Genomic DNA, 19188 nt, shown 5'->3' with positions numbered 1-19188 from the left:
CTGCTAACCTAAAAAAACGTCGTGCTGCAAAGGCAAACGGCAAGCTTCCCGGATCTCTCCTGAAAGCTTGCCGCCGATTTGCCTAACAGCTGCTGTTAGAGCGAACGCGCCACTTCGACTTTCTCGAACACTTCGATCTTGTCGCCAGCTTTGACGTCGTTATAACTCTTCACCGCGATACCGCATTCCATGCCGGCACGCACTTCCGCAACGTCGTCCTTGAAGCGACGCAGGGATTCCAGCTCGCCTTCGAAGATGACCACATCGTCGCGCAGGACGCGGATCGGACGATTGCGGTGCACCATGCCTTCGGTGACCATGCAACCAGCTACGGCACCAAACTTCGGTGAGCGGAACACGTCCCGAACCTCTGCAATACCGAGAATGTTCTCGCGAACATCGCTGCCCAGCATGCCGGTCAGAGCCTTTTTGACGTCTTCTATGATGTCGTAGATAACGTTGTAATAACGCAGATCCAGACCTTCCTGTTCGACGATCTTGCGCGCACCGGCGTCAGCACGCACGTTGAAGCCGAACAGCACGGCGTTGGACGCCAGCGCAAGGTTGGCATCGCTCTCGGTGATACCACCGACACCGCCGCCGATGACGCGCACTTGCACCTCATCGTTACCCAAACCACTGAGCGAGCCCTGTAGCGCTTCCAGCGAACCGCGGACGTCGGATTTGAGGACGATGTTCAGCGTCTTCTTCTCTTCCTGCCCCATGTTCTCGAAGATATTTTCCAGCTTACCGGCATGCGCACGGGCCAGCTTCACTTCGCGGAACTTACCCTGACGGAACAAGGCCACTTCCCGCGCCTTCTTCTCGTCAGTTAGCACGCTGAGCTCGTCGCCCGCGTCCGGCGTACCATCGAGGCCGAGAATCTCGACAGGGATCGACGGCCCGGCTTCTTTGATCGACTTGCCATTCTCGTCAAGCATGGCGCGGATACGACCGTAATTGGAGCCAACCAACACCATGTCGCCTTGACGCAAGGTGCCATCCTGAACCAGGACCGTTGCCACCGGTCCACGCCCCTTATCGAGACGCGATTCAACCACAACGCCGCGCCCTGGGGCGGACGGAGTTGCCTTGAGTTCGAGAACCTCAGCTTGCAGCAACACCGCTTCGAGCAGGTCGTCAACGCCGGTACCCATTTTCGCGGATACCGATACGAACGGGGTGTCACCGCCCCACTCTTCGGAAGTAACGCCGTGCGCTGACAGCTCGCTCCGGATGCGGTCCAGGTCAGCCCCCGGCTTATCGATCTTGTTCACTGCAACGACCAGCGGGACACCTGCAGCGCTGGCGTGCTGCACAGCCTCAATGGTCTGCGGCATCACGCCATCGTCGGCCGCGACTACCAGGATGACGATATCGGTAGCCTGAGCACCACGGGCACGCATTGCGGTAAACGCGGCGTGGCCAGGGGTGTCGAGGAAGGTGACCATACCGCGATCCGTTTCCACATGGTAGGCACCGATGTGCTGCGTGATACCGCCCGCTTCGCCAGCAGCCACCTTGGCGCGACGAATGTAGTCGAGCAGCGACGTCTTACCGTGGTCGACGTGACCCATAACGGTCACAACCGGAGCACGCGTAATCGCCTCACCTTCGAATTTCAACAGCTCAGCCAGCTGCTCTTCAAGCGCGTTGTCGCTGACCAGCTTGACCTTGTGGCCGAGCTCTTCTGCGATCAGCTGTGCGGTTTCCTGATCAAGCACCTGATTGATGGTCACCGGGGTGCCCATCTTGAACATGAACTTGATGACTTCGGCGGCCTTGACCGACATCTGCTGCGCCAAATCGCCAACAGTGATGGTTTCACCAATGGCAACTTCACGAATGACCGGGCCGGTCGGGCTCTGGAAGCCATGCGCGTTGCGCTTCTTCAGCTTCGATTTGCCACGCCCACCGCGACGGAAGCCGTCAGCGTCGTCTTCGCCACTACGCGCAGTACGCGACAGCGGCGCCTTTGCTTTCAACGAAGGACGATGTTGAGCCTGCTTGCGATCACGACGCTCGTCGTCTTCACTACGAGCCTTATCGGGACGACGCGGCTCATCCTTCTTGCGCTCATCGACCGGAGGAGCGACGGGCGCGACCGGGGCGGGTTCAGCTGCTACAGCTGCGACCGGTTCTGCAGCTGGAGCTACTGGCGTTCCAGTCTTGGAAGACTCAGCCTGACGGCGCGCTTCTTCCTCGGCCCGCTGCCGTGCTTCTTCTGCCGCCTTTTGACGAGCAGCTTCCTCGGCGGCGCGCTGCTCTTCGAGCTCGCGCTGCTTCTCAGCTTCGATCTCATCAGGGCTGCGCTTGACGAAGGTTTTCTTCTTGCGCACTTCAACGCTGATGGTCTTGCTGTTACTCACTTTCAACTTGGTCGTGGTCTTGCGCTGCAAGGTAATCTTGCTTGGCTCGGCCACTTTGGCCCCATGGCTGCTCTTGAGGTGCGCCAACAGGGCTTGCTTTTCGTTATCGGTCACTACTTGCTCGGCGCTGGTGTGCGACAGTCCTGCCTCACGCATCTGCTGTAGCAGTCGCTCGACCGGTGTATCGACCACCTGGGCCAGTTCTTTCACCGTGACTTGCGTCATGCATCTCTCTCCTCAGGCCGCTAATTACTTACTCGAACCAATGGGCTCGGGCGGCCATGATCAGCTTGCCGGCACGCTCTTGATCTATGCCGTCTATGTCGAGCAGGTCGTCAATCGACTGCTCGGCCAGGTCTTCGCGGGTGATAACACCTCGCATTGCCAACTCGACCGCCAGTGTCTTGTCCATGCCTTCCAACGCGAGCAAATCCTCGGCTGGCTGGGCGTCTGCCAGTTTTTCTTCCGTTGCGATCGCTTTAGTCAGTAAACGATCTTTAGCGCGGGTTCTCAGCTCATTGACGATATCTTCGTCGAAGCCTTCAATGCCGAGCATTTCCTCCATTGGAACGTAGGCGATCTCTTCGAGCGAAGTGAAACCTTCCTCGACCAGTACTTGTGCCAGCTCTTCATCGACGTCCAGCTCTTCGATGAAGTTACGCAGAATGTCGCCGGTTTCTTCTTGCTGCTTGCTCTGGATGTCAGCCTCGGTCATTACATTCAGCGTCCAGCCGGTCAATTGACTGGCGAGGCGAACGTTCTGACCACCACGACCGATGGCTTGAGCCAAGTTGTCTTCGCCAACCGCGATATCCATGGCGTGCGCATCTTCGTCGACGATGATGGCAGCCACTTCAGCCGGGGCCATTGCATTGATGACGAATTGCGCAGGGTTCTCGTCCCACAGCACGATGTCGACACGCTCACCGCCAATTTCCCCAGAGACGGCCTGTACGCGCGAACCGCGCATACCAATACAGGCGCCCTGCGGATCGATCCGCTTGTCTTTCGAGCGCACTGCGATCTTGGCGCGAGAGCCCGGATCACGTGAAGCGGCCATCACCTCGATCAGGCCTTCCGCAATTTCTGGTACTTCAATGCGGAAAAGCTCGATGAGCATCTGCGGCGCCGTACGCGAAAGAATCAACTGCGGCCCGCGGTTCTCGGTGCGAATTTCTTTGAGCAGCGCACGCACTCGGGCACCAACGCGGAAGGTTTCGCGAGCGATGATATCTTCCCGAGCCAGCAGTGCTTCGGCATTGTTACCCAGATCAACGATCACGCTGTCACGGGTCACTTTCTTCACAGTGCCGGAAATGATCTCGCCGAGCCGATCGCGATAAGCTTCGACGACCTGGGCGCGCTCAGCCTCGCGGACTTTCTGCACGATGACTTGCTTGGCGGTCTGAGCCGCGATCCGACCAAACTCAATGGAGTCGATCTTTTCTTCGAGCACATCACCAACCTTGGCGTTGGCTTCTTGTGCCTGCTTCATGTCAGTGGTCAGCTGATGGGCCGGATCGTCGAAATCCTCTTCCTCAACCACTGTCCAGCGGCGGAAGGTTTCATAGCTACCGTTCTGCCGATTAATCTCGACCCGCAGGTCAACTTCATCTTCGAAGCGCTTCTTGGTAGCAGTGGCCAGAGCCAGCTCCAACGCTTCGAAGATCACACTGGCCGGTACGCCTTTTTCGTTGGATACCGACTCCACAACCAGCAGTACTTCTTTGCTCATCGTACGCCTCGCCTATCGCAATCCATTGGGGTCCGCGGGATCCGCGATTCACTCAAAACGGGGAATTATGTTGGCCTTGTCGATCATATCGATTGGCAGCAGATATTCGTGATCGTCGACCAGCACCACCACATCCTGTGCCTCGATCCCGCGCAAAAGACCTTGGAAATTGCGCCGACCCTCGAAGGGCGAGCGCAGCTTTATTTTGACCTGTTCGCCGACGTGCGCCTTGTACTGCTCAATTGTGAACAGCGGCCGATCCATACCAGGTGAAGACACTTCAAGTGTGTAATCGGAGCTGATCGGGTCTTCAACGTCGAGCACACCACTCAGTTGACGGCTAACCTTTTCGCAGTCATCGACAAGTATCCCGTTGGGATTATCGATATAGACGCGCAACAGAGAATGCCGGCCCTGTGAAATGAATTCGATGCCCCAGCATTGATAGCCGAGGGCCTCTACCACTGGGGCCAACAAGGCCTGCAACTGTTCTAGCTTGCTCGACATCGAAGTCCCTCGTGCATGCCGTACAAATGAAAAATGGGCGAAACGCCCATCCATGATGATCGCCTGTAAATGCCGGCGACCTGGCTTGAAGCTAATAAAAAGCCCCTTAACAGGGGCTTTTCATCAACTGGTTGCGGGGGCTGGATTTGAACCAACGACCTTCGGGTTATGAGCCCGACGAGCTACCAGACTGCTCCACCCCGCGTCAAACTGGGCACGAATTATACGACCGCACCAAAACCAGGTCAACCTAAACACTAAAAACAAGAAAGCCCGCATCTGCGGGCCTGCTTGTTTGGTACCGAGGAGGGGACTCGAACCCCTACAGCCTATGGCCACTACCACCTCAAGGTAGCGTGTCTACCAATTCCACCACCTCGGCAAAAACCTTAATCCTGCTCCTGCAGCTGAGGCACTTCATCTGCAACAGGCGCGGAAGGAGCACTTTCCAGAACAGGCACATCCTCCACCACCGGCTTGCTCGCCGGAACCTCCAGCACTGCCGGATCCGGCAGGCCTGCACCGGAGACCTGGTCAGCCTGACGCGTTGCAAAAAACGCCAACCCCAAGCTTGTAGCGAAAAAAACGCAGGCGAGTATAGCAGTAAAACGACTCAGAAAGGTAGAAGAACCTTGGCTTCCGAATACAGTTGCCGAAGCACCCGAACCAAAGGACGCACCTGCGTCAGCCCCTTTACCTTGCTGCAGCAACACCAACGCAACCACGCCAATGGCAACCAGCAGATGCACCACAATCACAACAGTCTGCAACATCTGATCAGTTCCCTGCGGCACGACAGATCGCACCGAAATCATTCGCTTTCAGAGAGGCGCCACCGATAAGCCCCCCATCGATATCCGGCATGCCAAAAAGCTCAGCAGCATTTTCCGCCTTTACACTACCTCCGTACAGGAGCCGCACGCCTTGGGCGATACGTTGATCCTCACGGGACAGCTGCTCTCGAATAGCCGAATGTACTTCCTGAGCCTGTTGCGGCGTCGCCGTCAGCCCGGTACCTATCGCCCAGACCGGCTCGTACGCCACAACCGCCCTCTCAAAAGCGGAAACCCCAGAATCAGCCAAAATGCACGCCAGCTGACGCTCAACCACTTCGAGAGTCTGCCCAGCTTGACGCTGCTCTAGCGTCTCGCCCAGACACAGCACCGGCCTCATACCACACGCCAATGCTGCTGCAAACTTTTTGCTTACCACCTCGTCACTTTCGCCCAAAATCAGGCGCCGCTCAGAGTGGCCAACTAACACCCAATTGGAACCCGCGTCAGCCAGCTGAGAGGCTGACTCCTCGCCCGTCAGCGCACCAAAGCCAGCATCCACCGCACAATCTTGCGCACCTACGGCGATTGCCTCGTCTTCCAGACCGCTCACTACCTGCACCAGATGCAGAGTCGTCGGAAACACCACCACCTCGACCACTTCAGGAATGTCCTGCTGGCGAAGCGCCTCGATCAGCTCTGCGACGCTGGCGCGGGTACCGTTCATTTTCCAGTTACCAGCTACCAATGGGCGACGCATGCTTTACCTCGTCGGTCAAAGTGGGCGCAGATGGTACTCAACGAAAACACCTCTGGCAAGCGGCAATCACGCACAAACTTGCGTTACGGCGTTCGCCAGTTCCTCAGCGTAACAGCGAACCTGATTTTCATCATCGCCTTCGACCATCACCCGCACCAAAGGCTCGGTCCCGGACTTACGCAACAGCACGCGCCCCCGCCCTGCCATTCGCTCGGTAACACTGTCACAGACCGCCTGAACCTGAGGATGTGCAATCGGATCCATATCACCGCGGAACCGAACGTTTATCAACACCTGGGGGCATTTACTCCAAGCCAGACGCTCCTGTGCCAGGCTGCGCCCGCGACGTTTCAAAGCGAGCACAACCTGGAGCGCGGCGATAATGGCATCACCCGTGGTGGCATGCTGCGCGCAGACAATGTGACCTGAGTTTTCGCCACCGAGCACCCAGTCGCGCTCGAGCATTTCCGCCATCACATAACGATCCCCGACTTTAGCGCGAACGAAGGGGATATCACGCGCCTTGAGCGCCAGCTCCAAACCAAGGTTGCTCATCAACGTCCCTACAACACCTCCTACTAGGCGGTCGCGGTCCTGCAGGTCCGTGGCGATGATGTAAAGCAGTTCATCGCCATCTACTTGGGCCCCGGTATGATCGACCATCATCACGCGGTCGCCGTCACCATCGAAGGCGATACCAAGGTCTGCGCCCTGCTCGACGACCGCCCTCTGTAGCTGCGCTACATGAGTGGACCCCACATCAGCGTTGATATTCAACCCATCTGGCTGAGCAGCGATAACCACAACTTCGGCACCAAGTTCTCGGAAGACACTAGGCGCCACCTTGTAAGTAGCGCCGTGAGCGCAATCGAGTACGACCTTCATACCGCTGAAATCGGTACTGGTCGGCACGCTGCTTTTACAGAACTCGATATAGCGCCCCGCGGCATCGTTTATCCGCGAAGCTTTACCGAGCTGCACCGAATCCACCACCGTCATCGGCGTGTCGAGCAGCTCCTCGATCATCAGCTCGACTTCATCAGGCAGTTTCGTTCCGCGCCCGGAGAAGAACTTGATCCCATTATCGTGATGGGGATTATGCGAGGCACTAATTACGATGCCAGCGTCGGCATGGAAGGTGCGCGTCAGATATGCAACTGCCGGGGTAGGCATGGGTCCTAGCAGCAACACATCGGCGCCTGCGGCAGACAGCCCAGCCTGCAACGCCGACTCGAACATGTAACCAGATATCCGCGTGTCTTTGCCGATCAGAATGCGACATTTCCCGTGCTTACGAAATGCCATACCCGCCGCCCAACCAAGCCTCAGCATAAATTCCGGCGTGATCGGAAATTGGCCGACATGACCCCGAATTCCATCGGTGCCGAAGTACTTTCTACCCATGAATTAATCCCTATTCTGCCGCTTGCACTGCGGCAATCATTCGAATGACATCAACCGTTTCGGCCACGTCATGCACCCGGAGGATGCCCGCACCCTTCACAACAGCGAGCGCTGCAAGCGCCAGACTTCCATATAGACGGTGCGCCACGTCGCGCTGCAAAACCTGGCCGACCATGCTCTTGCGGGAAACGCCAACAAGCAACGGCCGCCCCAACACATGGATCTGTTCCAGTCTGTTGAACAGGTGCAGATTATGAGAGAGGGTCTTAGCAAAGCCGAACCCCGGATCGAGCACAATCCGATCATCAGGGATGCCTGCAGCCAAGCAAAGCTCCATACGCCCACGCAAGAAGCTCACGACCTCGCTGGTGACATCGTCATAGCGAGGATCGTTCTGCATATCACCAGGCTCACCCCGCATATGCATCAGGCACACCGGTAGCCCGCTGTATGCTGCCGCATCCAGGGCCCCATCACGAGACAACGAACGGACATCATTGATTAAACCCGCACCAAGTCGGGCCGTCTCGCGAATAACGGCAGGCGTAGAGGTGTCCACCGAAATAATCACGTCAAGCTCACGGGCAATCGCCTCTACCACAGGCGCAACACGTTCAAGCTCTTCGATTGGCGAAACAACGCCTGCACCCGGGCGAGTCGACTCCCCACCTACGTCGATCAACGTCGCACCCGCCGTCACCATTGCGGCGGCGTGCCGCAACGCAGCATCGACACCAGCATGCTGGCCGCCATCGGAGAACGAATCGGGCGTAACGTTCAGAATACCCATGACATGCGGGCGCGATAAATCAAGAACCCGGCTGCCACAGGACAGCCGGGTCGAGTACGGCTTTTCACTCATCTAACTCAGCCTTAGCTTAGTGCTCGCCAGCTGGGCCACCAATCGGTGTCTGTGGGCGACCGCCTTCAGGCTGAACGGGCGTTCCGGTTGGCCCGGAGCCGTCCTGCCAGTCACGAGGCTCGCGCGGAGTACGGCCAGCCATGATGTCATCAATCTGGTCAGCGTCGATGGTCTCGTACTTCATCAGCGTCTCAGCCATCACATCAAGCTTGTCACGGTTGTCGGCGAGAATCTGTTTCGCAGTGCCATAGCATTGATCAATGATGCTACGAACCTCGAGATCGATCAGCTTCGCAGTGTCACCGGACACATTGGTGTACTGGCTACCCGCGCTACGCCCCAGAAACACTTCGCCTTCTTCCTCGGCGTACATCAGCGGGCCCAGCTTTTCGGACAACCCCCACTTGGTAACCATGTTACGAGCCAGTTGGGTAGCACGCATGATGTCATTCGACGCGCCGGTGGTAACGCCCTCGAAGCCAAGCGTCATTTCCTCTGCGATACGACCGCCAAACAGGGAGCAAATCTGGCTGATCAAGGCGCGCTTGGAAAGACTGTAGCGGTCTTCCTCAGGGAGGAACATCGTTACACCCAAAGCCCTGCCGCGCGGAATGATCGATACTTTGTAGACTGGATCGTGCTCCGGAACGACGCGCCCCACAATGGCATGCCCCGCCTCGTGGTACGCCGTGTTGAGTCGCTCTTTCTCGGACATGACCATGGACTTGCGCTCGGCGCCCATCATGATCTTGTCCTTGGCCAGTTCAAATTCCTTCATTTCCACCACACGCTTGCCGGCGCGTGCAGCAAACAATGAGGCTTCGTTAACCAGATTGGCCAGGTCGGCACCGGAAAATCCTGGCGTTCCACGTGCGATCAAAGCGGGCTCAACGGTGTCTCCAAGCGGAACCTTGCGCATATGTACTTTCAGGATCTGTTCGCGACCACGAATATCGGGCAGTCCAACAACCACCTGACGATCGAAACGGCCGGGGCGAAGCAGGGCAGGATCAAGGACATCCGGGCGGTTAGTGGCAGCAATGACGATGATGCCGTCATTCATTTCGAAACCGTCCATTTCGACCAGCAACTGGTTCAGCGTTTGCTCCCGCTCGTCGTGACCGCCACCAAGACCTGCACCGCGATGACGTCCAACGGCGTCAATCTCGTCGATGAAAATGATACACGGAGCATGCTTCTTGGCCTGCTCAAACATGTCGCGCACACGGCTGGCACCCACACCGACAAACATCTCAACGAAATCGGAACCGGAGATCGTAAAAAATGGAACCTTGGCCTCACCTGCAACCGCTTTAGCCAACAGCGTCTTACCAGTACCCGGTGAACCGACCATCAGCACGCCGCGTGGAATACGCCCCCCAAGCCGTTGAAACTTGCCTGGATCACGAAGGAACTCGACCAACTCGGTAACTTCTTCCTTGGCCTCGTCACACCCCGCAACATCTGCGAACGTCGTCTTGACCTGATCTTCAGACAGCAGCCGAGCCTTGCTCTTGCCAAAGCTCATGGGGCCGCCCTTGCCGCCCGCGCCGCCTTGCATCTGACGCATGAAGAACATGAAGACCGCAATGATCACCAGAATCGGGAAACTCGCTACCAACAGCTGCGTCCAGATGCTCTGCTGCTCAGGCTGCTTGCCTTCGATCACCACATCATTGTTGATCAAGTCACCGATCAGACCATTGTCCTGAATCGCTGGTCGGATCGTCTTGAAGGTCTCACCGTCACTGCGCTTGCCGGTAATGACGAAACCGTCGACGGTCACGCGCTCGACCTGGCCTTCTTTCACCTGCTCGATGAAGTCAGAATAGTTGAGCGTCTGCGGCTCAGTGGGGCTGGAAAAGTTGTTCATCACCGTCACCAGGACAGCGGCAATGATTAACCACAAAATCAGGTTTTTTGCCATGTCGTTCAATTCACTACCCTCTAGAGCAGGCGTATTGTCGGGAGCCTGCATGACGGCCGATGGTTCGCTTTCGGCCTAACTTACTACACAACGTCGCTGAACGCGCAGCTTGGTCTGTAACCCGATATGAAACATCCTAGACCGTAAATCCGGCGCCGGCACCGGTCGGCTCGTTTAATCACATGCCCGTTATGACCGCGGAAGATCCATCTCGTTGCCATCGCCTCGATAGCCACGCGCCAGTAGATACTGTTCGCGCGAACGATCCCTTGAAGACAGGGGTTTGCGCATCTGCACCTTGTCGAAACTCTGCCGTACATTCTTGAGGTAGGCATCAAAGCCGTCCCCCTGGAAAATCTTGATCAGAAAATCGCCACCCGGCCGCAGCACGCGCATTGCAAGATCAAGCGCCAACTCGCACAAAAACATTGCGCGCGCCTGGTCTGCTACCTTCACCCCACTCATATTGGGGGCCATATCGGAAATCACAAGGTCCACTTGAGTGTCGCCGATGGCCTGAAGGATTTCGGAGAACACATCATCTTCAGTGAAGTCTCCGAGCACAAAGGTCACATCAGCGATGCTGTCCATGGGGAGGATGTCCGACGCAATCAGCCGCCCGCGATCCCCAATCACGCGGCTGGTGACCTGCGACCAGCCGCCCGGAGCGGCGCCAAGATCGACCACCGTCATGCCAGGACGCAATATCCGATCCTTCTCCTGTATTTCGAGAAGCTTGTAGCTAGCACGAGAACGATAGCCGTCGCGCTGCGCCATCTTTACATAGGGATCGTCGAAATGTTCTTTCAGCCAACGCGGGCTGGTCTTGGAGCGTGCCAAGCTGTTACCTCATCTGTGCGGCTCAGAGCGTGTCAGTTACACTAGCCGCCATTTTCAGGGTTCTGACGCAAGGGTCGAATTATGCCGCTCACTAACGAGCAGAAGAAACAGTACAAATCCATCGGCCATCATCTCAAGCCAGTGTTGATCGTATCGGAGAACGGCTTGACCGATGGCGTTCAGGCTGAGCTGGAGCGTGCCTTGAATGATCACGAACTGATCAAAGTGCAGCTGCGAATCACTGAGCGCGATGATCGGCGCGCGATTACCGATGAATTATGCAAGGTTGGCGGTTGCGAACTGGTTCAGTCCATCGGCAAGATGGCTCTGATCTACCGCAAGAACCCCAATGTGAACAAGCAACTGTCCAACGTACATCGTTTTCAGAGCTGAGCCATTCTTCGGCCGCCTTACTCCTGCTAGCGCTCCCGTCCGGGAGCGACTTGCAGCACCAGGATCAACCCGCACAACCCCATCGCCAGATAACTGAACACCAACCAGTACGGTGATTCGATAATGCCGGCGCGCGCCGCAAAATGGCTCCCTGCAAGTAGCAGTACAGCCAACAACACCTGCCCTCGCAGATCACGCCAAAGACTGCGAAGTCCGCAGAGCTGGATCAGCACCAGCGCTTGAAGCAGCACACAGAACGCAGCGAAGCCCACCAGCAAAGGCTGCAGGCTGCCCGCGATTTCCTCGATCAGCAGCGGCGCCAGGCCAATCTTGGCCAGCGCCGGCAGCATTACGAACTGCAGAAGCAATAACCCGCCGACCCAGAATGTCTGAGCCAGCAGCCAGCTGATCGCACCGGCGCGCATTGGTCGACTCTCAGAGATGGCGAACCTCGACAATCTCAAACTCGACCAACCCACCCGGAGTCTTCACCACAGCGACGTCACCCTCCACCTTGCCAATCAGAGCGCGTGCTATAGGCGAGCCTACCGAAATCTTGCCCAGCTTGATCTCCGCCTCGTCTTCACCCACGATCTGGTAGGTGACACGCTCGTCGGTCTCGACATTGGCAATCTCAACGGTCGTGCCGAATATCACTTTGCCGGTGTGTGGGATGCTGCTGACATCAATGACTTGGGCATTCTGCAGACGCCCCTCGATATCACGAATCCGCGCTTCGACCATGCCCTGCTGTTCGCGCGCGGCATGATACTCGGCGTTTTCCTTAAGATCCCCCAGTTCGCGCGCCACGCCGATGTCGTGACTGAGCTTGGGGCGAAGCACCTTGGTGAGATGGTGCAGCTCTTCTTCCAGGGCACGCGCACCCTGGACAGTCATTGGGTATTTGGTCATGCCTTGATTCCTGCATGGAGATCCTGCAAACGACGTACAGTCTTCTCGGGCCCGAACTTCAGCGCCTCACAGATCGCCTGCCCACCAGCCAAGGTCGTGGTGCAGCAGATCTTGTGCTGCAGAGCATTACGACGGATTGAATAGGAGTCGGCGATGGACTGACGCCCCTCGGTAGTATTGATGATCAGAGTGACCTCGTCATTCTTGATCATGTCGACAACGTGCGGGCGACCCTCAGTTACCTTGTTGACACGGCGCACCGGCAATCCGGCAGCCTCGATCAACTTGGCGGTCCCAGCAGTTGCAACCACTTCAAAACCCAGTTCGACGAGGTCACGAGCGACCTGTGCAACGTGCGGCTTATCGTCGTCACGCACGCTGATGAAGGCGCATCCACTGTTTGGCAGGATCTCACTCGCACCTAGCTGTGCTTTGGCAAAAGCTTCGGCGAAGCTGTCGCCGACACCCATCACCTCACCGGTGGATTTCATTTCAGGACCGAGAATCGGATCGACACCCGGGAACTTGGCGAAGGGGAATACTGCTTCCTTGACGCTGTAGAAGTTCGGAATGATCTCTTCGGTCAAGCCAACTTCCGCCAGTGTTTTGCCTGCCATGACGCGTGCAGCAATCATTGCTAGCGACACGCCAATGCACTTCGATACAAAGGGAACGGTGCGGGACGCACGCGGGTTCACTTCGATCACGAAGATGTCTTCACCCTGAACGGCCATTTGCACGTTCATCAAGCCGACCACACCGAGCTCGAGGGCCATCTTTTTGACCTGATCCCGGATCTCGTCCTGGATATGCGCTGGCAAAGAGTAAGGTGGCAAGGAACAGGCAGAGTCGCCGGAGTGCACCCCAGCCTGCTCGATGTGCTGCATGATTGCGCCGATTACCACGTGTTCGCCGTCGCACACCGCGTCGATATCAACTTCGATAGCGCAGTTAAGGAAGTGATCGAGCAGCACCGGGCTGTCGTTCGACACCTTCACCGCTTCGCGCATGTAGCGCTTGAGCTCTTCTTCCTGGTAGACAATTTCCATCGCCCTACCGCCCAGCACATAAGACGGACGCACCACCAGCGGATAACCGATCACTTTCGAGGCGGCGAGCGCCTCTTCTTCACTACGGGCGGTCGCGTTTGGTGGCTGGCGCAGGTTCAGGCGCTCGACCATCTGCTGGAAGCGCTCACGATCTTCGGCCCGGTCGATGGAGTCAGGACTTGTACCGATGATTGGCACACCCGCTTCTTCGAGAGCACGAGCCAGCTTCAGCGGAGTCTGACCGCCATACTGCACGATCACGCCCTTAGGCTGCTCAACACGGACAATTTCTAATACGTCTTCCAGGGTTACCGGCTCGAAGTACAGACGATCTGACGTGTCGTAGTCAGTGGAAACGGTCTCAGGGTTGCAATTGACCATGATGGTTTCATAGCCATCGTCACGCAACGCCAGCGCCGCATGTACGCAACAGTAGTCGAACTCGATGCCCTGACCGATACGGTTCGGTCCGCCACCGAGAATCATGATCTTGTCGCGACTCGACGGATTGGCCTCGCACTCTTCCTCGTAAGTCGAGTACATGTAGGCTGTGTCGGTGGCGAATTCGGCGGCGCAGGTGTCGACGCGCTTGTAGACCGGCAGCACCTTGAGCTTATGGCGATGGGCCCGCAGGTTCTTTTCGGTCACGCCGAGCAGCTTGGCCAGCCGCGCGTCAGAGAAACCCTTGCGCTTGAGCTTGTACATCACATCACGATCGATGCTGGACAAGCCCATGGTCTTGATCCGTTCCTCCTCCTTGATCAGATCCTCGATCTGCACCAGGAACCACTCATCGATCCGTGTCAGATCGAAGACTTCGGCAACCGACTTTCCAGCGCGGAAAGCGTCGGCCAGATACCAGATGCGATCTGCGCCCGGCACGGTAAGCTCGCGCTTAAGCGTGCCCTCGCTTTCCGGATCAGCCAGATCGAGCTTCGGATCGAAGCCGGATACACCCACCTCGAGACCGCGAAGTGCCTTCTGTACCGATTCCTGGAAGGTACGACCGATGGCCATGACCTCACCGACAGATTTCATCTGGGTGGTCAGACGCGCATCGGCCTTGGGGAATTTCTCAAACGCAAAACGTGGAATCTTCGTCACAACGTAATCGATGGCGGGCTCGAACGATGCCGGAGTGCGACCGCCGGTGATGTCGTTCTGCAGCTCATCGAGGGTATAGCCCACAGCCAGCTTGGCCGCGATCTTGGCGATCGGGAAGCCGGTGGCCTTAGAAGCCAGCGCCGAGGAACGCGAAACACGCGGGTTCATCTCGATCACGACCATGCGGCCGGTATTCGGGCAGATACCGAACTGCACGTTGGATCCACCGGTTTCCACGCCGATCTCACGCAGCACCGCCAGGGATGCGTTACGGAGGATCTGATATTCCTTGTCCGTCAGAGTTTGCGCCGGGGCGACGGTGATGGAGTCACCGGTGTGCACACCCATCGGATCGAAGTTTTCGATGGCGCAGACGATGATGCAGTTGTCTTTCTTGTCGCGGACCACCTCCATCTCGTATTCCTTCCAGCCGATCAGCGACTCGTCAATCAGCAGCTCGCTGGTCGGCGACAGGTCGAGACCGCGGGCGCAGATTTCCTCGAACTCTTCACGGTTGTAGGCAATACCGCCGCCGGTGCCACCCATGGTGAACGAAGGGCGAATGATGCAGGGGAAGCCGACTTTCTCGAGGACGCCGTAGGCTTCGTCCATGTTGTGCGCGATACCGGAAACCGGGCACGCCAGGCCAATGTTTTTCATCGCCTTGTCGAAGCGTGAGCGGTCTTCGGCCTTGTCGATAGTGTCGGCGTTGGCGCCGATCATCTCGACGCCAAACTTCTCAAGGATGCCGTGCTTTTCCAGGTCCAGCGCGCAGTTCAGCGCTGTCTGGCCGCCCATGGTTGGCAACAGCGCGTCGGGCCGCTCCTTCTCGATAATCTTGGCGACGGTGGCCCACTTGATCGGCTCGATGTAGGTCGCATCTGCCATGGCCGGGTCGGTCATGATGGTCGCCGGGTTGGAGTTGACCAGGATGACCCGGAACCCTTCTTCGCGCAGCGCCTTGCACGCCTGCGCGCCGGAATAATCGAACTCGCACGCCTGACCGATAACGATCGGGCCAGCGCCGAGGATCAGAATGCTTTTGATGTCTGTACGTTTTGGCATGGTCTCTCTCGAATTCTGTGCTCGGCGGGCTTAGCGGCGCTTGGCCATGGCGTCGATGAAGCGATCAAACAACGGCGCAACATCATGCGGACCCGGGCTAGCCTCAGGATGACCCTGGAAACTGAAGGCGACCTTGTCGGTGCGCTCGATGCCTTGCAGCGTGCCGTCGAACAGCGACTTGTGCGTCGCTCGCAAATTGCTCGGCAGGCTGGCTTCGTCCACGGCAAAGCCATGGTTCTGGCTGGTGATCATCACCACGCCGGTATCGAGGTCCTGTACCGGATGGTTGGCCCCGTGGTGACCGTTAGGCATTTTCACCGTCCTGGCGCCTGAGGCCAGGGCCAACAGCTGGTGACCAAGGCAAATCCCGAACACCGGTATGTCCGTTTCAAGCACTTCCTGAATGGCCTTGATCGCGTAATCACAGGGTTCAGGGTCACCTGGGCCGTTGGCGAGGAATACGCCGTCCGGATTCAGGGCGAGCGCATCGCTGGCCGGTGACTGGGCCGGCAATACAGTGACACGGCAACCACGCGCGACCAGCATGCGCAGGATGTTGTACTTCACGCCATAGTCGAAGGCGACAACATGGTATGGCAGCTCGCTGGCAGGCACCTCGGCATGACCATCATTATCCAAGCACCAGACGCTCGAGCGCCACTCGTAGCGCTCCTTGACGCTGACCTCTTTGGCCAGGTCCATGCCCTTGAGGCCGGGGAAGCTGCGCGCCAGCTCCAGCGCCTTCTCTTCGGTTGCATCATCTCCCGCCAGGATGCAGCCATCCTGAGCGCCTTTCTCACGCAGAATACGGGTCAGGCGGCGGGTGTCGATGCCAGCAATGGCCACGGTACCGTTGGCCTTGAGGTAATCCGGCAGAGACTGCTTGTCGCGCCAGCTGCTCGCGATAAGAGGCAGGTCGCGGATCACCAGCCCGGCAGCCCAAACCTTCCAGGATTCAGCGTCTTCCGGGGTTGTGCCGGTATTCCCAACGTGCGGGTAGGTCAGGGTGACGATTTGCTTGGCATAGGAAGGATCGGTGAGGATTTCCTGATAGCCGGTCATGGCGGTATTGAACACCACCTCACCGATAGTCTGGCCGTCGGCGCCGATAGATTCGCCGCGAAAAATACTGCCATCGGCAAGGGCGAGAATGGCTGGCTTAGTCAAGAGACCTCCCTAAAGATCAAGGCTGAAGCAAGCGCAGATTGTAAAAAAGCGGGATGACGTGTGAAGGTCATCCCGCTTTTTATTTGATTCATTCTGCGCAACTTTTAGTGGACACACTAAAACGGGAAGCTTACAGAAACCGCCCTTTCAGGTCCAGCCGCAATCAGCCAAAACGCCCTGCGAAGCGCTTCATTAGCGCAACCCAAGCACATCTTGCATGTCATACAGCCCCGCCGGCTGCTGCTCCAGCCACATTGCGGCACGCACCGCGCCTTTGGCGAAAGTCATCCGGCTAGACGCCTTATGGGTGATCTCGACTCGCTCGCCCTCGGCAGCGAACAACACCGTGTGATCCCCCACAACGTCGCCCGCACGCACGGTGGCAAAACCGATCGTCTCCCGCGCACGGGCGCCCGTCTGCCCTTCGCGGCCATAAACAGCAACCTTCTGCAGATCGCGACCAAGCGCCTGCGCAACGACCTCCCCCATGCGCAACGCAGTACCCGATGGCGCGTCGACCTTGTGGCGGTGATGTGCCTCGATGATTTCGATATCGACCTCGTCGCCCAGCACGCGCGCAGCCGTATCAAGCAGCTTCAGGCACAAGTTGACGCCGACGCTGAAATTCGCGGCAAACACGATGGGGATATCCTGTGCTGCAGCAGCCAGTTTTTCCTTCTCTGCAACCGAGAACCCAGTGGTGCCAATCACCATTGCCTTGCCGGCGCGTCGGCACACCTCAAGGTTCTTCAGCGTGACCGAAGGATGAGTAAAATCGATCAGCACATCGAACTCGTCGACAACCTTGGCAACCTCACCGATCAGCGGCACGCCGAGCCGCCCGATAGCAGCCAGCTCACCTGCATCAGCGCCCACTAGGGTGCTATCTGGCCGGTCAATAGCTGCGGTCAAGCCCGCAGCACCAGAGGTTTGCTGAACAGCCTCGACCAGCGTCTTGCCCATACGCCCCGCGGCGCCCGTTACTGCAATACGTCGCATAAAAACAGCTCCAAGCTGCAAGCCTTAAGCTGCAAGGGCGCCTTCAGGAAGGCTGCCGCCTGCAGCTCGCCGCTGGGTTAAAGATCGCCAAAAAATCGCTTCACACCCTCGAACCAGCCGCTGGCTTTCGGCGAATGAGAGCTGTCGCTCTGCAATGTTTTGCGGAACTCGTCGAGTATTTCGCGCTGGCGCTTGCCCAGGTTAACCGGCGTCTCCACTGCCACCCGGCATAGCAGATCGCCGGCGGCACCGCCACGTACAGGGGCAACCCCCTTACCACGCAAACGAAACTGCTTGCCGGTCTGGGTGCCTTCCGGAATTTTCAACTTCACCCGCCCGTCGAGGGTGGGCACCTCCAGTTCGCCGCCCAGCGCCGCGTCAGCGAAACTGATCGGCACCTCGCAAAACAGATGCTTGCCGTCACGCTGAAAGATTGGGTGCTCGCGGACGTTGACCACCACATAAAGATCTCCAGCCGGACCGCCTTGAGCGCCCGCCTCGCCCTCACCCGTCAAACGGATCCGGTCACCTGTATCGACACCCGGCGGCACTTTGACTGAAAGTGTCTTCTGCTCTTCGACGCGCCCTTGCCCATGGCAGCTGCCGCAAGGATCGGAAATCATCTTGCCACTGCCATGACAGCGCGGGCAGGTCTGCTGCACCGAGAAGAAACCTTGCTGCATGCGCACCTGGCCGATGCCGCCACAGGTGGTACAGGTCACCGGGCTGGTGCCCTTCTTGGCGCCGGAACCGTCACAGGTCTTGCACTCCACAAGCGTCGGCACACGAATGGTAACCGTGGTGCCCCGCACAGCCTCTTCCAGATCCAGCTCGAGGGTGTAGCGCAGATCACTGCCGCGCTGAGCTCCGCCACGCGAACTGCCGCGTCCGCCAGCGAAGAAATCGCTGAACACGTCGCCGAAGATGTCGGAGAAGTTGGCGTTACCGTACGCCGCGCCCGCGCCAGCCCCCATCTGCGGATCGACACCGGCATGACCATATTGGTCATAGGCCTGACGTTTACTCGCGTCGGACAACACCTCGTAAGCCTCATTGGCTTCCTTGAATGAGTCTTCGGCGGCTTTGTCTCCGGGATTACGATCCGGATGATGCTTCATTGCGAGGCGACGATAAGCCTTTTTTAACTCTGCCTCGCTGGCACCGCGCTCGACACCCAGCACTTCGTAATAGTCACGTTTGGCCATAAGTTTCCTGAACCTTCAAATTCGTACCCTCCAGACACGCCGACGCGGGAGCAAGCCCCCGCGCGGCGATTAGGCCCGTCGCGACATCACCGCATCGGGCTGGAGCAAAAGGCAGCA

The 19188-nt window shown here is 58.0% G+C and carries 16 protein-coding genes and 2 tRNA genes; 1 reads left to right on the top strand and 17 read right to left on the bottom strand.

All coding sequences use genetic code 11. From position 1 onward, the window contains the following. Positions 1–95 precede the first annotated feature (95 nt). The 11 genes from infB to rlmE all read right to left on the bottom strand — a co-directional run bounded on the left by infB (position 96) and on the right by rlmE (position 11177). Positions 96–2594 carry a translation initiation factor IF-2 gene (gene infB / locus ACQKEK_RS00160; protein ID WP_499140676.1) on the bottom strand — a complete coding sequence of 833 codons (2499 nt, stop codon included), beginning with the start codon at positions 2592–2594 and terminating at the stop codon, positions 96–98. Positions 2595–2622: 28 nt separating this feature from the next. Beyond that, entirely contained in the window at positions 2623–4104 is a 1482-nt protein-coding gene (gene nusA, locus ACQKEK_RS00155; protein WP_046162830.1) for a transcription termination factor NusA, read from the bottom strand. Positions 4105–4152: 48 nt separating this feature from the next. Further along, positions 4153–4611 (bottom strand): ribosome maturation factor RimP, encoded by a 459-nt coding sequence (gene rimP / locus ACQKEK_RS00150; RefSeq protein ID WP_499140675.1) that lies wholly within the window; start codon positions 4609–4611, stop codon positions 4153–4155. A 128-nt stretch (positions 4612–4739) separates the two neighbouring features. Next, positions 4740–4816: transfer RNA gene (locus ACQKEK_RS00145), tRNA-Met, on the bottom strand. Between the two features lie 91 nt (positions 4817–4907). After that, a tRNA-Leu gene (locus ACQKEK_RS00140) sits at positions 4908–4993 on the bottom strand. A gap of 7 nt (positions 4994–5000) precedes the next feature. Further along, complete coding sequence (gene secG, locus ACQKEK_RS00135) at positions 5001–5384, bottom strand: preprotein translocase subunit SecG (RefSeq protein WP_045429699.1); 384 nt, start codon at positions 5382–5384, stop codon at positions 5001–5003. A 4-nt stretch (positions 5385–5388) separates the two neighbouring features. Beyond that, positions 5389–6144, bottom strand: coding sequence for a triose-phosphate isomerase (gene tpiA, locus ACQKEK_RS00130; RefSeq protein ID WP_499140674.1), 756 nt, complete (start codon positions 6142–6144; stop codon positions 5389–5391). A gap of 66 nt (positions 6145–6210) precedes the next feature. Next, positions 6211–7548, bottom strand: a complete 1338-nt coding sequence (glmM, locus tag ACQKEK_RS00125) for a phosphoglucosamine mutase (RefSeq protein WP_499140673.1) — start codon at positions 7546–7548, stop codon at positions 6211–6213. Between the two features lie 10 nt (positions 7549–7558). Next, entirely contained in the window at positions 7559–8410 is an 852-nt protein-coding gene (gene folP / locus ACQKEK_RS00120; RefSeq protein WP_499140672.1) for a dihydropteroate synthase, read from the bottom strand. Between the two features lie 16 nt (positions 8411–8426). Beyond that, complete coding sequence (ftsH, locus tag ACQKEK_RS00115) at positions 8427–10337, bottom strand: ATP-dependent zinc metalloprotease FtsH (protein WP_499140671.1); 1911 nt, start codon at positions 10335–10337, stop codon at positions 8427–8429. Between the two features lie 189 nt (positions 10338–10526). Continuing rightward, on the bottom strand, positions 10527–11177 hold the full coding sequence (gene rlmE / locus ACQKEK_RS00110; protein WP_499140670.1) for a 23S rRNA (uridine(2552)-2'-O)-methyltransferase RlmE: 651 nt from the start codon (positions 11175–11177) through the stop codon (positions 10527–10529). A gap of 81 nt (positions 11178–11258) precedes the next feature. Between rlmE and ACQKEK_RS00105 the strand changes: the two genes are divergently transcribed. Next, positions 11259–11570 (top strand): YhbY family RNA-binding protein, encoded by a 312-nt coding sequence (locus tag ACQKEK_RS00105; protein ID WP_499140669.1) that lies wholly within the window; start codon positions 11259–11261, stop codon positions 11568–11570. Positions 11571–11596: 26 nt separating this feature from the next. Here ACQKEK_RS00105 and ACQKEK_RS00100 read toward each other — a convergent pair whose 3' ends face one another. The 6 genes from ACQKEK_RS00100 to dnaJ form a co-directional block, all read right to left on the bottom strand. Next, a complete protein-coding gene (locus ACQKEK_RS00100; protein WP_499140668.1) occupies positions 11597–11995 on the bottom strand; it encodes a DUF4149 domain-containing protein in 399 nt (132 codons plus the stop codon). A 10-nt stretch (positions 11996–12005) separates the two neighbouring features. Further along, entirely contained in the window at positions 12006–12482 is a 477-nt protein-coding gene (gene greA, locus ACQKEK_RS00095; RefSeq protein ID WP_046162835.1) for a transcription elongation factor GreA, read from the bottom strand. Further along, positions 12479–15700 carry a carbamoyl-phosphate synthase large subunit gene (carB, locus tag ACQKEK_RS00090; RefSeq protein WP_499140667.1) on the bottom strand — a complete coding sequence of 1074 codons (3222 nt, stop codon included), beginning with the start codon at positions 15698–15700 and terminating at the stop codon, positions 12479–12481. Before carB ends, greA begins: the two co-directional genes overlap by 4 nt. Positions 15701–15730: 30 nt before the next feature. Further along, a complete protein-coding gene (carA, locus tag ACQKEK_RS00085; RefSeq protein WP_499140666.1) occupies positions 15731–16867 on the bottom strand; it encodes a glutamine-hydrolyzing carbamoyl-phosphate synthase small subunit in 1137 nt (378 codons plus the stop codon). A gap of 192 nt (positions 16868–17059) precedes the next feature. Next, on the bottom strand, positions 17060–17866 hold the full coding sequence (gene dapB / locus ACQKEK_RS00080; protein WP_045429732.1) for a 4-hydroxy-tetrahydrodipicolinate reductase: 807 nt from the start codon (positions 17864–17866) through the stop codon (positions 17060–17062). A gap of 77 nt (positions 17867–17943) precedes the next feature. Beyond that, on the bottom strand, positions 17944–19071 hold the full coding sequence (gene dnaJ / locus ACQKEK_RS00075) for a molecular chaperone DnaJ (protein ID WP_128120973.1): 1128 nt from the start codon (positions 19069–19071) through the stop codon (positions 17944–17946). Between the last annotated feature and the right edge of the window lie 117 nt (positions 19072–19188).

It is taken from the genome of Pseudomonas sp. NPDC077408, from assembly GCF_050269105.1.
GTDB lineage: Bacteria > Pseudomonadota > Gammaproteobacteria > Pseudomonadales > Pseudomonadaceae > Stutzerimonas.
Note: the sequence above shows the minus strand (reverse complement) of the source record. Positions and strands in the feature narration are given on the sequence as shown.

Excerpts from the sequence above, each read along its gene's own strand:
- glmM (WP_499140673.1), bottom strand. The coding sequence starts at position 7,548 with ATGGGTAGAAAGTACTTCGGCACCGATGGAATTCGGGGTCATGTCGGC.
- folP (WP_499140672.1), bottom strand. The coding sequence starts at position 8,410 with ATGAGTGAAAAGCCGTACTCGACCCGGCTGTCCTGTGGCAGCCGGGTT.
- greA (WP_046162835.1), bottom strand. The coding sequence starts at position 12,482 with ATGACCAAATACCCAATGACTGTCCAGGGTGCGCGTGCCCTGGAAGAA.
- tpiA (WP_499140674.1), bottom strand. The coding sequence starts at position 6,144 with ATGCGTCGCCCATTGGTAGCTGGTAACTGGAAAATGAACGGTACCCGC.
- nusA (WP_046162830.1), bottom strand. The coding sequence starts at position 4,104 with ATGAGCAAAGAAGTACTGCTGGTTGTGGAGTCGGTATCCAACGAAAAA.
- carB (WP_499140667.1), bottom strand. The coding sequence starts at position 15,700 with ATGCCAAAACGTACAGACATCAAAAGCATTCTGATCCTCGGCGCTGGC.
- dapB (WP_045429732.1), bottom strand. The coding sequence starts at position 17,866 with ATGCGACGTATTGCAGTAACGGGCGCCGCGGGGCGTATGGGCAAGACG.
- ACQKEK_RS00100 (WP_499140668.1), bottom strand. The coding sequence starts at position 11,995 with ATGCGCGCCGGTGCGATCAGCTGGCTGCTGGCTCAGACATTCTGGGTC.
- ftsH (WP_499140671.1), bottom strand. The coding sequence starts at position 10,337 with ATGGCAAAAAACCTGATTTTGTGGTTAATCATTGCCGCTGTCCTGGTG.
- ACQKEK_RS00105 (WP_499140669.1), top strand. The coding sequence starts at position 11,259 with ATGCCGCTCACTAACGAGCAGAAGAAACAGTACAAATCCATCGGCCAT.
- infB (WP_499140676.1), bottom strand. The coding sequence starts at position 2,594 with ATGACGCAAGTCACGGTGAAAGAACTGGCCCAGGTGGTCGATACACCG.
- rimP (WP_499140675.1), bottom strand. The coding sequence starts at position 4,611 with ATGTCGAGCAAGCTAGAACAGTTGCAGGCCTTGTTGGCCCCAGTGGTA.
- dnaJ (WP_128120973.1), bottom strand. The coding sequence starts at position 19,071 with ATGGCCAAACGTGACTATTACGAAGTGCTGGGTGTCGAGCGCGGTGCC.
- secG (WP_045429699.1), bottom strand. The coding sequence starts at position 5,384 with ATGTTGCAGACTGTTGTGATTGTGGTGCATCTGCTGGTTGCCATTGGC.